Genomic DNA, 14544 nt, shown 5'->3' with positions numbered 1-14544 from the left:
TGAACGAGATGAAACTTTAGCGTATGGGGTCGTGGGTTCCCAAATCGGGCCGCTACCTGCGGACATGTGGAGGGTGGGGCGGATCGACAGGGGTGGGGTGAGTCGGGCAGGATGGGGCGCGCACACAGACGTGGGAGGAGCTCCAGGAGATGCTGCGGTTGATCATCGGCGTAGCGGCCGGGTATGTGCTCGGCACGAAGGCCGGGCGGGCGCGCTATGAGCAGATCAGTGCGGCGACACGGGCGGTGACGGGTAGCCCCGTGACGAAGAAGCTGGTGTCGGTGGGCAGGCAGAAGCTGTCGGACAAGTTGAGCACTCAACCGAAGCTGGAGCCGATGGAGCCGCTCGACGAGCGGACCACGGTGATGGTTCCGCACAACCAGCTGCGCCGGGGGCGTTAGACGCCGGTGACGTTGGGGTCGTTGCCCATCGCCCGCTGTCCGAGGTCCTTGCGGTACGCCTCGAGGGCCACCAGGTCGCCGAACAGCTCCATGTAACCGTCGGGCTGGTCGGACGCCGACATGCGCTGCAGGCGGGACTTCAGCTCGGCGATCTGGCGGCCCACCCAGATCTCCTGCACGCGGGCGAGCACCCCGGAGATGAGCCGCGGCACGTCCTCCTGGGTGCGGACGGGCAGTTGTTCGTTGGCCAGCTCCGAGACGAGGGCCCGGATGAGCAGGTCCTCGCTCTGATCGGCCACTGCGGCGACCCACTCGGCGCCGGTGAGACCCGATGCGGTGCCGCCGGCTTTCGCGATCATCAACCGGACCATCACGTAGGCGGGGTGGATGAACGCGTCGGCCTCGACGTCGTCGAAGGCCGGGCCCGCGATCCCCGGGTATTGCAGGGCCGCGCACAGGCTTTGGCGCTGGGCGAGCAACGTCGGTTCGCGGGGGTCTGGTCGGGCCGAGTCGCCGTTGCCGCGGGCGGGCGCGACGGGCCGTGGTGCGACGGCACCTCGCCGGCCACCCTTGTCGTCGGCGGGCGCCGCGCCGCCGCGGAAGTGCTTGCGGGCTTCGTCACCGACCTGGCGCACCAGGGACTGGATGTCGTCCACGCCGAGCCAACCGGCCAGCTTCGTCGCGTAGCCCTTGCGGGTCGCGTTGTCCTTGATCTGGGCGACCACCGGAACCGCACGCCGTCGCGCCTCGACCTGTCCTTCGACGGTGTCGAGGTTGTATTCGGCGAGCACGCCGCGAATCACGAACTCGTAGAGCGGGGTTCGGCGGGCGACGAGGTCGCGCACGGCGGAATCGCCCGAGCGCTGACGCAGCTCGCACGGATCCTGCCCGTCGGGCGCCACCGCGATGTAGGTCTGCCCGGCCAGCCGCTGGTCGCCGCTGAAGGCCTTCAGCGCGGCCGCCTGGCCCGCCGCGTCGCCGTCGAAGGTGTAGATGATCTCGCCGCGCCAGAAGTTGTCGTCCATCAGCAGCCTGCGCAGCACCTGCAGGTGTTCTTCGCCGAAGGCCGTTCCACAGGACGCGACGGCCGTCTTCACGCCGGCCAGGTGCATCGCCATCACGTCGGTGTATCCCTCGACGACGACGGCCTGATGCCCCTTGGCGATCTCGCGCTTGGCGTGGTCGAGGCCGAACAGGACCTGAGACTTCTTGTACAGCAACGTTTCCGGCGTATTCACGTACTTGCCGGGCATGGTGTCGTCGTCGAAGATCTTGCGTGCGCCGAACCCGATCACCTCGCCACCGAGATTGCGGATGGGCCACAGCAGCCTGCGGTGGAAGCGGTCGATCGGGCCGCGTTTGCCCTGCTTGGACAGTCCGGCGGCTTCCAGTTCCTTGAACTCGAAGCCCAGGCGCTGCAAGTGTTTGGTGAGGGTGTCCCAGCCCGCGGGCGCGTAACCGCAGCCGAACTGCTGCCAGACGGCCTGGTCGAAGTTTCGGTCGGTCAGGTACTTGCGGGCGGCCTCGGCCTCGGGTTCGTACAGCCGCTTGGCGTAGAACTCCTGCGCGGCGGCGTTGGCGGCGACCAACCGGGAGCGGGTGCCCCGGTCGCGCTGCACCGAGGTGCCGCCGCCCTCGTAGTTGATCTGGTAGCCGATACGGTCGGCCATCTGCTCGACGGCCTCGACGAAACCGATGTGCTCGATCTGCTGCAGGAACTTGTAGACGTCACCGCCCTCGCCACAGCCGAAGCAGTGGAACAGGCCGTGATTGGGCCGCACATGGAACGACGGGGACTTCTCGTCGTGGAACGGGCACAGGCCTTTGATCGAGTCGGCACCGGCGCGTTTGAGCGCCACGTACTCTCCGACAACGTCTTCGATCCGGACACGTTCACGGATCGCCGCGATATCGCGATCTGGGATTCGTCCGGCCACGCGGCAAGTCTAGTGGGTCCAGGTCAGCGGCAGTCCAGCGCGGTCGCGACCCGCTCGAAGCGGCTTTCGGTGTAGGAGGCGATCTGGTCGATCACCACGCGCACCCGGGCGGTGTCGTCGGTGGCGGCGTTCCACCAGGGCAGCATCTGGTCGTCGAGGTGGGCCGGAGCCGTAGTGAGCAGGCGGTCCGCGACGGCCTGGACGCGTTCGCGCTGGGTCTGCTGCCTGGCCAGGTGCCCACGATCGGAGCGCACGTACCGCAGCGCGACCGTCTTGAGCACGGCCACCTCGGCCGCGACCACCGGCGGCACGATCAGATCGGCCTCGTAGCGCATCAGCGGGCCCGGCCCGGCGTGCTCCTGGGTGGCGACGATGGCGGCGGTGGCGAAGCGCCCGACCAGTTCGCTGGTGAGCCGTTTCAGGGCGACCGACGCGGCGAAGGTGCCGTCGTAGCCGGCCGCCTCGGCGACCACGTCGAGTTCGGACAGCCGTTGCGCGGCGGCGGCCAGGGCATCGATCGACTGGTCGGGGTGTTCGCCGTGGCCCTGTTCGGCCAGGGCCGCCTGTTCGGCGGGGTCAGCGAGGGCACGCAGGTCGATGCGGCCGACGATCACGCCGTCTTCCACATCGTGCACGGAGTAGGCCACGTCGTCGGACCAGTCCATGATTTGGCATTCCAGGCTCTGCTTGCGCTCGGGAGCGTCCTTGCGCACCCACGCCAGGCGCTCCAGATCGTCGACGTAGGCGCCGAACTTGGTGCCGGAACCGCTTCTGCCCCACGGGTATTTGAGCGTGGCGTCGAGGGCGGCGCGGGTGAGGTTGAGTCCGGCGCTCTCGCCATCGGCGTCGACGACCTTGGGCTCGAGTCGGGTGAGGATCCGCAGATTCTGGGCGTTGCCCTCGAAACCGCCGTAGGCGTCGGCGAATTCGTCGAGGGCGCGTTCGCCGTTGTGGCCGTAGGGCGGGTGGCCGATGTCGTGGGCGAGACCGGCCAGATCGGCGAGGTCGGGGTCGGCGCCGATGCCGTCGGCGATGCTGCGCCCGATCTGGGCGACCTCGAGCGAATGGGTGAGCCGGGTACGCGGGGTGTCGCCTTCGCGTGGACCCATGACCTGGGTTTTGTCGGCGAGGCGACGCAGCGCGGCCGAGTGCAGCACGCGTGCCCGATCCCGGGAGAATTCGCTGCGGTGGCCCTTGCCCGCCGCACCCGGCCAGGCGGTTTTGCCCGGTTCGGTGACCATGCGTTCGCGGTCGTGCGGGGTGTAGGTATCGGTCATCTCACTGTCCCGCCTCGTAAGGGAAATCTGCCGAGAAATGAGTGAGCTGGTACCACAGCAGCGCACCGGTTTCGCGGGCGATGCCGTGGAATTGCGACTCCCTCGTGTAGACGGCCGGCCCGGTGCGGGTGGGTGCGGTCCAGGCGTGCAGACCGGCGTCTCGCGCCATCGTCCTGGTTCGCAGTGAATGCCACGGGTCGCTCACGAGTACGGCCGATGACAACCCGCTCTCGTGCATGGCGGTGGCGACGGCTTCGATGCTGCGCAGCGTGTCGGATCCCGTTTCGACGGCGAGGATGTCGGCGCTGGGCACACCCTTGTCCTCGAGATATTGCTTGCCCGAGGCGGCTTCGGTGTAGAGGTCGCCCTCCTGCTTGCCGCCGACGGTGATCACCAGGGGCGCCACACCCGTCTCGTAGAGCCGCCACGCCTGGTACAGCCTGGCCTCGAAGACCGATGACGGCGTCCCCGAATACTGGGCGGCGCCGAGCACCACGATCGCGTCGGCCGGGGTGTGGTCGTCGATCCGCGCGACCTGCCACACCCGGAACGCCGTCCCGCCGACCAGCACCAAGCCCATCACGATCGCGCCGACGACCAGCCTGGTGATCCAGATCGAGACCGTCGAGAGCAAGCCGCGCCGGTGCCGGGCATCCGGAGCGGGCACGGTCGTGCGCGAAGAACCCGATTTCACCTTGCTCAGTCTGCCAGGTGGCACCGACCGGCCGCCGGACCAGCGGTCACTACTGAATTCCGGTCCGGTGAACGTCGCGGCGTGCCCGGTCGGCCTCGGACTACCAGCCGCGGGCACGCCACTCGGGCAGTTGGGGTCGCTCCGCGCCGAGGGTGGTGTCGTCGCCGTGACCGGGGTAGACGACGGTGTCGTCCGGGTAGCGGTCGAACAGTTTCGTTGTCACATCGGTGAACAGGGAGTCGAAATCCTCGGCGTTGTGGGTTTTGCCCACGCCGCCGGGGAACAGGGAGTCACCGGTGAACAGGTGGGTGTGGCCCGCGCCGTCGGTCAGGGCCAGCGCGATCGAGCCAGGGGTGTGGCCGCGCAAGTGGATGACGGTGAGGGTGAGTTCGCCCAGGTCGATCGTCTCGCCGTCGGCGAGGAGGCGGTCGGGGGTGACGGGCAGCGGTTCGGCGTCGAGGGGGTGCGCGGCCGACGGGACGGCGAGAGCGCCTGCCACATCCGCCAGCGCCCACCAGTGGTCGGGGTGCTGGTGGGTGGTGACGATGAGCTCGACCTGCCCCTCGGCCTCCTGATCCACCAGTTCGAGGATGCGGTTCGCCTCGTTGGCGGCGTCGATCAGCAGGGTTGCCCCGGTGGCGGCGCATCGCACCAGATAGGTGTTGTTGTTCATGGCGCCGACGGCCATCTTCACGATGCGGGCGCCGGGGACATCGCGCTGCTGAGCGTCGCCGCCGGGGGCGACCTGACCGGTGTAGCGGGCATCGACTGTGACCATGGTCCCGATGGTAGTGAGGCACGCGCCGACCTGTCGTACCCGTCTCACCCGGTTCGGGCCGTTAGATTCGACTCATGCCGCTGCCGAGGAAAAGTCCGCGCATGTCATTGGCCGCAAGGCTGCTCGGTGCCGTGGTCGCCGCCCTGCTGCTCGTGTGCGCTCCGGCCGCGAGCGCCGAACCGCCCGCCCGGATGGGTCCGCAACTGGTCGACTCCGCCGACGTGCTCAGCCCGGCGGACGAACAGCGGGTGCTCGGCGCCGTCGACGCCCTCTACCGCGATCACCAGGTGAAGCTCTGGCTCGTCTACGTCAACGATTTCGGGTCCATGTCCGCCCGTGACTGGGCAGCGCGCACGGCCGAGCTTTCCGATTTCGGCGATCGCGATCTGCTGCTCGCGGTGGCCGTCGACGACCGCGGCTACTGGTTCGACGGCATCCCACCCGCGAGCATCACCGACGCCGAGGTGGAATCGCTGCTGGCCGACACGGTGGAACCCGATCTGCGCGAACAGAAATGGGCGCAGGCGGGGATCGACACCGCCGAGGGGCTAGGGGCGGCGGCGCGCGGTGGTGGCGCGTCGTCGGGTGTGCTGGTGTTGATAGCACTGGCCGTGGTGGTGGCGGCCGGTCTGCTCGTTCTGGTCATGCGCCGGCGCCGCCATGCCAAGGACCGGGCGGAACTCGCGACAGCGCGCGGCATGGACCCCACCGATTCGGCTGCGCTGTCGCGTCTTTCGCTGCCGACCCTGCACGCGTTGTCGAAGGAACGCCTGGTCGAGATCGACGACGCGGTGCGGACGAGCGAGGAGGAATTGGCGCTGGCGACCGGCGAATTCGGCGAGACGGCGGTGACCCCGTTCCGAAACGCCCTCGACGCGGCCCGTGCGGCGACCGCGAAAGCGTTCGCCCTGCGTCAGCAACTCGACGACGCCGTTCCCGAAACCCCTGACCAGCAGCGCGCCCTGCTGCTGGACCTGCTGGCGACCACCGGCAAGGCCGACCGCGAACTCGACGCCCAGGTGGCCGACTTCGACGCCATGCGCGATCTGCTCATCGACGCGCCCGCCCGCCTCGACGCTCTCACCCGCACCGTCGTCGAGCTCACCGCCCGCCTGCCTGCCGCCGACACCGAACTGGCCCGGCTCGACGCGACCTATCCCCCGGCGATGCTGACCTCCGTGCGCGACAACGTGCGCATGGCCAGGGAGCGAATCACCTTCGCCCAGACCAATATCGACGCCGCCCGCGACGTACTCACGAAACCGGCCGGGCAGCAGGGTGGTGCGGTGGCAGCGATCCGCGCGGCCGAGGCCGCTCTCGGCCAGGCCCGCACGCTGCTCGACACCGTCGAGCACGCCGCGGCCGACATCCAGCAGGCCCGCGACGGATTGCCCGCCGCCCTGGACGAATTGCGCGCCGATCTCGCCGCCGCGTCCACCCTGACCGAATTCGGCGGCACCCAGCTCAGCGGCGCGATGGCCACCGCGACCACCACCCTGAACACGGTCGACGACGCCGATCCGCTCGGCGCCTTCCACGAGGTGGTCACCGCCGACGCCGACCTCGACCGGGCCATCGCCGCGGCCTCGGACCGCAAGCTCGCCGTCGAGGACCTGCGCCGCCGGCTCGACCGCACACTGCTCGACGCGACCAGCCGTATCGATGCCGCCTCGGCGTTCATCACCACGCGGCGCGGCGGTGTCGACGCCGAGGCGCGCACCCGGCTTGCGGAGGCGCAACGTCATCTCGATCAGGCACGGCAGCAGGCAGGCACCGATCCCGAACCGGCGTTGCGGAGTGCGCAGGCCGCCGCCGAACTGGGCGGGCGGGCGCTGCAACAGGCGGAGGCGAGCGTACGGGCTTGGGAGACAAGACAACCCATGTCCGGAAGTGGGCAGACCGGTGCGGTGCTCGGCGGCATCCTGCTGGACGGTCTGCTGCGCGGAGCGATCAGCGGCTCGCGCAGTGGTGGGTACGGCTCACGCGGGGGTGGGTACCGGCCCGGATCGTTCGGTGGCTCGTCGGGCTCGCGGCGGGTGAGCCGAGGCGGCAGATTCTGATCGTTGACTCTCACACTGTGTGAGGCCGTACACCGGAGGGCGTCATGTTCAGTATCGGAGATTTCGCCAGACACGGTCAGGTGTCGGTGCGCATGCTGCGCCACTACGACGCGGTCGGATTGTTGCGACCCGCCCGGGTCGATCCGGCCACCGGCTACCGGTTCTATTCGGCCGCGCAGCTGGCCAGGCTCAACCGGATCGTCGCGCTCAAGGGGCTCGGGTTCAGTCTCGAGCAAGTGGGCCGGATGCTCGAGCCGGGGCCACAACCCCGGGAGCTGCGCGGCATGCTCACGTTGCGCCGGGCGGAACTGGAACAGCGGTTGGCGGCCGACCGCGCGCGGCTGACCGAGGTCGAGGCGAGACTCCGCATCATCGAGAAGGAGGGCGTCATGCCCGAGCAGGATGTTGTGATCAAGTCCGTGCCCGCGGTGCGGGTGGCCAGGTCGAGCGGGGTGGCGGCGGGTTTCGAACCCGCCCACATCAGCCCGGTGATCCAGCCGTTGTTCGGGAGGCTCAGCGATCGGCTCGCGCAGGCGGGCATCGCGATCGCCGGTCCGGCCATCGCGTACTACGAGCCCGCCGACGACGGCACCGTGCGGGTGCACGCCTGTGTGCCGGTGAACGCCGAACCCGGTGCGGTACCCGATCTTTCGATCGTCGACCTGCCTGCCGTCGATCAGGTGGCGACGACGGTTTACCACGGGAATGTCGGCGGAATCGGTGCCGCGTGGCAGGAACTGGGCCGCTGGGTGGAGGACAACGGGTACCGCACGGCCGCCCCGGTGCGTGAGGTGACGCTCGAATGGACACCGGATCCGAACGGATGGGTCACCGAGCTGCAGGAACCACTGGCCGCGAGGTAGTCGAGCGTCGGAACCGCCGCTGACAGTGATTTTCAGGCCGACGCGGCGGTTTCGCGTGAGCAGGCCCAAGTCAGTTCTGTGACAACGGCTGTCAGCAGTTCGGCTGCGCGGGTCCCGCCGCCGAGGCGGCCGATCGTCAGCCTGCCGAGGTAGGTGTAGACGAGGAAGGTGACCGCCGCGGCCGCACCGGTGGACGGGCGCGGGTGGGCGGAGAGGTAGACGATCTCGTAGTCGTCGAGGATGAGTCCGGTCGGTGCGCGGAACAGCGGCACCGTTCCGGTGTTGGTGACGGCGATATGGCCTGCGGTCGAGTGGATTCGGGCGGGGCCGTAGTAGTCCGGGAAGTGCAGCACCGACTGTTCGACGACGCCGTCGGCCAGGTCGTTGTGCAGGCTGGTGCCGATGCGGCGGGCCAGGTCGACGACATCGTCGGTGTCGTCGGTCGCGAACGCCGCGAGCCCGGACACGTTCGTCCCCGCTTCCGCCGCCACCGGCGGGTCGAGACGCCTGCGCAGATCCACCGGGTAGACACAGCCGACCCGCTCCCCGCCGTACACCCCGCGGTATGCCCGCAGCACGGCGGCGGTGACCAACCCGTTGACGCTCACCGCATGCGCGCGAGCCAGCTCGAGCACGCGGGCGGTCTCGGCCGGATCCAGCTGGACGCGAGCAGGTCTGGCGAGGGCGGCGGGCTCGGCGCGCTGCGACCCACCGGTCTCGGCCACGACCAGCGGCCGCGTCACCGCTTCCAGCCCCGACCTCGGGCCGCGTTCGATCCCCCGCTGCGCCAGCATCAGCTCCAGCGACACCGGCAGCTGCCGCGCCCCCGCGGTGATCTTCCCGGTCTCCACGTGATCGGTGTAGTACCCCCACAGCCGGGCGAACAGCTCGACGCAATGCCCGGCGTCGGCCACCCCGTGGTGCACGAACAACGTGACCCTGGCCCGATCCTCTTCGGCGAGAACGACATCCAGGTACCCGAGCTGATCGGCGGGGTCCATGGTCTCGGCGGGCACCCGCACCTCGTCGGGATCACCGAAACTCACCCACGCGCCGACAGCCTCGAAATCGCCCGGCCGCAACAGGATTCCGTGACCCTCGGAGTCCTCGACGATCCGGCATACCAGGATCGGGAACGCCCGCTGCAATGCCGCGAACGCCGCCCCGAGCGCGGCGGCGTCGAGTTCCCCGTGCACTGTCACCGAGCGCCCGGTGAACGTGCCGTGCCGAACGAATCGTTGTTCCGACGGGTCGAGCACCCGCACCACGTCTTCCGGTTCCCACAGCACACCGAAATCGTGAACTACCCACCCAGCCGACGCAAACCGTCAGCTACACAGTGTGATCAACGCGGCTCGACCACGATGACGTGTCCGGACATGCGAAAGCCCGCGACGGGCGCGGGCTTTCGACGGGTCAGGCGCCGATGAGGCGCGCGGCGAGGTAGGACTCGACCTGGTCGAGGGCGATGCGTTCCTGGGCCATCGAGTCGCGCTCGCGCACCGTCACGGCCTGATCGTCGAGGGTGTCGAAGTCGACCGTGATGCAGAACGGGGTGCCGATCTCGTCCTGACGACGGTAGCGGCGGCCGATGGCGCCCGCGTCGTCGAAGTCGATGTTCCAGTTGCGGCGCAGCTGCGCGGCGAGGTCCTTCGCCTTCGGGGTGAGGTCGGCGTTGCGCGAGAGCGGCAGCACCGCGGCCTTGACCGGCGCCAGACGACGGTCCAGGCGCAGCACCGTGCGCACATCGACGCCGCCCTTGGCGTTGGGGGCCTCGTCCTCGGCGTAGGCGTCGACCAGGAACGCCATCAGCGACCGGGTCAGACCGGCCGCGGGCTCGATGACGTACGGGATGTAGCGCTCACCGGAGGCCTGATCGAAGAAGCTCAGGTCGGTGCCCGAGTGCTCCGAGTGCGTCTTGAGGTCGTAGTCGGTGCGGTTGGCGATGCCCTCGAGCTCGCCCCACTCGCTGCCCTGGAAGCGGAAGCGGTACTCGATGTCGGTGGTGCCGGCCGAGTAGTGCGACAGCTTTTCCTTCGGGTGCTCGAACAGGCGCAGGTTGTCCGGGTCGATGCCGAGGTCGGTGTACCAGGCCAGGCGGGTGTCGATCCAGTACTTGTGCCACTCGGCGTCTTCACCGGGCTTGACGAAGAACTCCATCTCCATCTGCTCGAACTCGCGGGTGCGGAAGATGAAGTTGCCGGGGGTGATCTCGTTGCGGAAGCTCTTGCCGATCTGGGCGATGCCGAACGGCGGCTTCTTGCGCGCGGTGGTCTCGACGTTCTTGTAGTTGACGAAGATGCCCTGCGCGGTCTCGGGGCGCAGGTAGTGCAGGCCCTCTTCGTCATCGACCGGGCCGAGGAAGGTCTTGAGCAGGCCGGAGAAGTTCTTCGGCTCGGTCCACTTGCCGGGCTGGCCGGTCTCGGGGTCGTTGATATCGGCCAGGCCGTTGGCCGGCGGGCGGCCGTGCTTCTCCTCGTAGGCTTCCAGGAGGTGGTCGGCGCGGTAGCGCTTGTGCGTGTGCAGCGACTCGACCAGCGGGTCGGAGAAAGTCGCGACGTGGCCCGAGGCCTCCCAGACCTGACGGGGCAGGATCACCGAGGAGTCCAGGCCGACAACGTCTTCGCGGCTGGTGACCATGGTCCGCCACCACTGGCGCTTGATGTTCTCCTTCAGCTCCACGCCCAGCGGACCGTAGTCCCACGCCGACTTGGTGCCTCCGTAGATCTCACCGCACGGGTAGACCAGACCCCGGCGCTTGGCGAGGTTGGCAACGGTGTCCACCTTCGACTTGGGTGCCACGCGAGATTTCTCCATCCACTGCGAGTCGGTTTGTTCGGTAACCAGCCTGCACGGTTTTCCGAACGCATTTGGTCCAGCGTATCGGGCCGGGTCCAGCGAGATATCAGCAGCCGACCGATGCCACGCCGCGCCACATTCGACATGCGCACTTTTGCATGTCAAAATGGTATCGGTTTCCATTAAGGAGTTGGTTGATGACCACCGATGCCGCGCCTGCGCACCAGCACAGCCCGTATCAGTCCCTGCCGCCCGCGCCGGTGCCCGCGCGCACGGTACTCGAGGACGCGGGTGAGCTGCTACGCGCCCTGGCCGCCCCGGTGCGGATCGCGATCGTGCTCCAGTTGCGCGAGTCGCCGCGCTGCGTTCACGAGCTGGTCGACGCGCTCGGGGTCACCCAGCCGCTGGTCAGCCAGCATCTGCGCATTCTCAAGTCGGCGGGCGTCGTGCACGGGGAGCGCTCGGGTCGAGAGGTGCTCTACGAACTCGTCGACGACCATCTGGCGCACATCGTCGTCGATGCCGTCGCCCATGCCGAGGAAGGGTGAAACCGTTGGCAGACAACCACTCCGGCAAGCAGGTCGGCGTTCGCAGCACCCGTCAGCGCAGTGCCATCTCGGCGCTGCTCGGCGATATCGACGAGTTCCGCTCGGCGCAGGAGTTGCACGACGAACTCCGTAAACGCGGCGAGGGCATCGGCCTGACCACCGTGTATCGCACCCTGCAGTCGCTGGCCGACGCGGGCATGGTCGACGTGTTGCGCACCGATTCCGGCGAGTCCGTGTACCGCCAGTGCTCGAGCGGTCACCATCACCACCTGGTGTGCAGGCAGTGCGGCAGCACCGTCGAGGTGGAGGGCCCCACCGTGGAGGCGTGGGCCGAGGCGATCGCGGGCGAGCACGGCTTCACCCAGGTGAGCCACACATTGGAGATCTTCGGCACCTGCCGCGACTGCGTGCGCGCCGCCGCCGAGAACAGCGAGTCCGCCTCCGTGTGACTCACGTCACATGATGGAACCCTCGCTCCGCGTGCCCCGTCCAACCATCACAACGACGAGGCGCGGTAGCGGAGGAGGGGGATTTCGTGAGTGGATTCTTGGGGGTCGAACCCGGGCAGCTGACGGCGATGGCGACCACCTGGCGTCAGGAAGCCGGGGCCGTCGAGGCGCTGAGCTGGGGGGTGATGAACGAGGCGACCGGCGAGGGAAGTGATGTGCTCGCCGTGTTGCGCGGCGTGCCCGATCCGGCGCGACAAGCGATGACCTCGATCGCGACCAGGTATTCGGCGCTGGCCGATCTGCTCGACAAGTTCTCGGCCGACATCGAGGCCGCCGACGGCGCGACCGCCGCCGAGATCACGAAGCTGGAGCCGCGCTGATGCGGCCGACGATCCCCCAGCTCGAAACCTGGAATCTCGACGCCGTCCACCGGGCGGCCGAGGCGGCCCGCGCGAACGCCGACCTGCTGTCCACCTCGGTCGACGATTGTTCGCGCGCGCTCTCGGCAGCGGAAAGCTGGCACGGCCGGACGAAAGACGCGGCCACGCGGCGCATCGATGAGGAAGTCGATCACGGGTACGAGGTGCGGGCGGTGCTGCTGCGCATCGCCGACGACGCCGCGGATGTGAGCCAAGGGCTGAAGCACGCGAAAACGTATGTGCTGGAACAGAAGAATCTCGCGGTGTCGCAGGGGTTCACTGTTTCGGCCGACGGTGGCGTGAGTCATCCGGAGCCCGAGAAGTCAGGTGCCGCAGGGGTTTTCCAACTCAACCTGCGCAGCGGGCTGGACGAAATCGAGCGGCTCGACACCTTGTTCGGTCGTCGGTTGCGCGAGGCAGTGGGTGATCTGGTCGCCATCCGCGATGGTCAGCCCAGCGTTACCCTCGCCGATGGCTCGATGCACGACCCCGACGCGGTGGTGACGCGGTTGGCGACGCTGTCGCCCGACGAGCGCGCCGCCTTCCTGGCCGGTTTGAGCCCGGAAGTCCAGCGTCAGCTGGTGATCGCCGCGCCGGAGACCCTCGGCAACCTCAACGGGGTGCCGTTCGCGATGCGGGTCGAGGCGAACGAGATCAACATCCGTAACGCGCTCACCAGGGAGAAGGCCAAGCCGGTACCAGATCAGGCCCGGGTCGGGCAGCTGGAAGCCATGCTGTCGCCGATCCCCGATCCGGAGGCGACCGTCTCGGCCGCGGCGCTGGGCATGGTGGACCGTAAGTTCGTCATGTTCAGCACCGAGGGCAACGGGCGGATGATCGAGATGCTCGGCAGCATGCGATCCGGGGTGCCCGGTGTCGGTGTCTACGTGCCGGGCACGAGCACCAACCTCAATTCGTCCGGGTCGAATCATGTGGCCGCCTGGAACCTGGCCGACCGGACCGGCGGGCCGATCTTCCTCTACATGGAGGGCGACTTCCCACAAAGTCTCACCAGCCTGTCCGACGGTGCGCCGAGCCCGTCGTTCGCCGCGGAGATGGCGCCGAAACTGGTCGAGTTCGGTCGGGAAGTGGACCGGGAGGTGAGCAGCCACGCGCCGGGCACGCCCGTGACGTACGTCGGTCACTCCTACGGCGGCTCGGTGGTTGGTTCCGCCGAGCAACTCGGGCTGCGGGCCGATCGGATCCTGCACGCTTCGTCGGCGGGAACCGGTGTGTTCGAAGGTGGTTGGAACAACCCGAATCCCGATGTGCAGCGCTATTCGATGACCGCGCCCGGTGACCTCATCGGCGTTGTCCAGTCCTACCCGGATGCCGGCCTCAGCCTCCCCGGCCTGCGCCTGCCCGGCAACCCACACGCCTCCGACGTCCTCGGCGGCGACCCCGACGAGGTTCCCGGGGTGATCCGGCTCGACACCGGTTACTACGGCGACAGCTCGTCGCGTGCGGGTGAAGTCGTATTCGGCACCGATGGCCACGGAAAGTACTGGGACGATCCCGGATCGACTGCCTTCGGCAATATCGTCGGCGTCATCGCGGGAACGGACGTGAGGGCCTATGTGGAGCGTGGCATCGAAACCTCCTGGGTGGATGTGGGTCTCGGCGACAACGGCAACGGCGGCAAGGAAGCGTTCGACGCCGGTCGCGCCGCCACCGCGCAGGCCGTCCTCGATATCGAGAACCCGTATGCCGACCCGCGCGTGACCGACAATCCGCAACTCGGCGCCCGGATCGAGGTCCGATGAGAACCATTGCCGTGCTGGCCGTTTCGCTGGTGCTCACGGGGTGCTCGCTGGTCGAGGAACACGGTCCGACCAATGAGGACATCATGCGACGGTCGGGGCTGACCGTCGCCCAGAGCAAGCCGGTTGTGGCCGACAACTTCGAGCTGATCTGGCCGGAGGAGCTGTCCATCGACCCGGCGACGGTCGACACGAGCACCGGGTGCCGCAGCAGGATGGACTCGATCAGCATGGACGGCCCACCCTGGCGCCCCCGCTATCAGCGGGAGCAGGTCGACCCGTCGCAGGAGTTCATCGACCGGGCGATGGCCAATCTCGAGGCGATGACCGCTCGCGGGTTCACCCTCGTGCCGAGTCAGAACCCCGATGCGGACCCGGTGAGCAGGTACTACCGGGACGCGCGCGGGTTCTCGGTGTCGTCGTCGCGCAGCCGGGTCGGACCCGACAAACAGGAGGTGCGCTTCACCATGGCGTCCACCTCACCGTGCGCGGCCGAGTGAGACTTCGGGGTGTCGCAGTGGAGACAACAGTGGCTACGATCGCGGGAACGTCGTGCACG

General features: G+C 68.5%; 14 protein-coding genes. 8 read left to right on the top strand and 6 right to left on the bottom strand.

The annotated features are described in order from the left end of the window. The first annotated feature begins 149 nt into the window (after positions 1-149). Positions 150-401: a hypothetical protein gene (locus tag AB0I19_RS18115; protein WP_067486858.1), complete on the top strand. Its 252-nt coding sequence runs from the start codon at positions 150-152 to the stop codon at positions 399-401. Here AB0I19_RS18115 and dnaG read toward each other — a convergent pair. The 4 genes from dnaG to AB0I19_RS18095 all read right to left on the bottom strand — a co-directional run bounded on the left by dnaG (position 398) and on the right by AB0I19_RS18095 (position 5087). Next, positions 398-2338, bottom strand: coding sequence for a DNA primase (gene dnaG / locus AB0I19_RS18110; RefSeq protein ID WP_357150103.1), 1941 nt, complete (start codon positions 2336-2338; stop codon positions 398-400). The genes AB0I19_RS18115 and dnaG overlap by 4 nt on opposite strands. A 23-nt stretch (positions 2339-2361) precedes the next feature. After that, a complete protein-coding gene (locus AB0I19_RS18105; protein ID WP_067486852.1) occupies positions 2362-3615 on the bottom strand; it encodes a deoxyguanosinetriphosphate triphosphohydrolase in 1254 nt (417 codons plus the stop codon). A 1-nt stretch (position 3616) separates the two neighbouring features. After that, a complete protein-coding gene (locus AB0I19_RS18100) occupies positions 3617-4195 on the bottom strand; it encodes a YdcF family protein (protein ID WP_357150174.1) in 579 nt (192 codons plus the stop codon). A gap of 214 nt (positions 4196-4409) precedes the next feature. Further along, complete coding sequence (locus tag AB0I19_RS18095; RefSeq protein ID WP_357150099.1) at positions 4410-5087, bottom strand: MBL fold metallo-hydrolase; 678 nt, start codon at positions 5085-5087, stop codon at positions 4410-4412. A gap of 101 nt (positions 5088-5188) precedes the next feature. Between AB0I19_RS18095 and AB0I19_RS18090 the strand changes: the two genes are divergently transcribed. Both AB0I19_RS18090 and AB0I19_RS18085 read left to right on the top strand, forming a co-directional pair. Continuing rightward, complete coding sequence (locus tag AB0I19_RS18090; protein WP_357150096.1) at positions 5189-7147, top strand: TPM domain-containing protein; 1959 nt, start codon at positions 5189-5191, stop codon at positions 7145-7147. A gap of 44 nt (positions 7148-7191) precedes the next feature. Beyond that, a complete protein-coding gene (locus AB0I19_RS18085; RefSeq protein WP_357150093.1) occupies positions 7192-8010 on the top strand; it encodes a MerR family transcriptional regulator in 819 nt (272 codons plus the stop codon). A 32-nt stretch (positions 8011-8042) separates the two neighbouring features. Here AB0I19_RS18085 and AB0I19_RS18080 read toward each other — a convergent pair whose 3' ends face one another. Next, positions 8043-9299, bottom strand: coding sequence for an acyltransferase (locus AB0I19_RS18080; RefSeq protein ID WP_357150090.1), 1257 nt, complete (start codon positions 9297-9299; stop codon positions 8043-8045). 127 nt (positions 9300-9426) lie between these two features. Further along, positions 9427-10812, bottom strand: a complete 1386-nt coding sequence (locus AB0I19_RS18075; RefSeq protein ID WP_067642297.1) for a glycine--tRNA ligase — start codon at positions 10810-10812, stop codon at positions 9427-9429. Positions 10813-11006: 194 nt separating this feature from the next. On the opposite strand from AB0I19_RS18075, the gene AB0I19_RS18070 reads away from it, so the two are divergent. The 5 genes from AB0I19_RS18070 (at position 11007) to AB0I19_RS18050 (ending at position 14485) form a co-directional block, all read left to right on the top strand. Next, positions 11007-11357 (top strand): metalloregulator ArsR/SmtB family transcription factor, encoded by a 351-nt coding sequence (locus tag AB0I19_RS18070; protein ID WP_067486782.1) that lies wholly within the window; start codon positions 11007-11009, stop codon positions 11355-11357. 5 nt (positions 11358-11362) lie between these two features. Next, on the top strand, positions 11363-11806 hold the full coding sequence (locus AB0I19_RS18065) for a Fur family transcriptional regulator (protein WP_067487122.1): 444 nt from the start codon (positions 11363-11365) through the stop codon (positions 11804-11806). 86 nt (positions 11807-11892) lie between these two features. Next, complete coding sequence (locus AB0I19_RS18060; RefSeq protein ID WP_357150087.1) at positions 11893-12186, top strand: hypothetical protein; 294 nt, start codon at positions 11893-11895, stop codon at positions 12184-12186. Continuing rightward, positions 12186-13988, top strand: coding sequence for an alpha/beta hydrolase (locus AB0I19_RS18055; protein ID WP_357150084.1), 1803 nt, complete (start codon positions 12186-12188; stop codon positions 13986-13988). The genes AB0I19_RS18060 and AB0I19_RS18055 overlap by 1 nt, the downstream gene beginning before the upstream one ends. Next, positions 13985-14485 carry a hypothetical protein gene (locus tag AB0I19_RS18050; protein WP_357150081.1) on the top strand — a complete coding sequence of 167 codons (501 nt, stop codon included), beginning with the start codon at positions 13985-13987 and terminating at the stop codon, positions 14483-14485. Before AB0I19_RS18055 ends, AB0I19_RS18050 begins: the two co-directional genes overlap by 4 nt. The last annotated feature ends 59 nt before the right edge of the window (positions 14486-14544 follow it).

The sequence above is a fragment of the Nocardia sp. NPDC050413 genome, from assembly GCF_040655475.1.
Lineage (GTDB): Bacteria > Actinomycetota > Actinomycetes > Mycobacteriales > Mycobacteriaceae > Nocardia > Nocardia coubleae.
The sequence above is the reverse complement of the archived record's forward strand: the minus strand, read 5'-3'. Positions and strand labels throughout refer to the sequence as shown.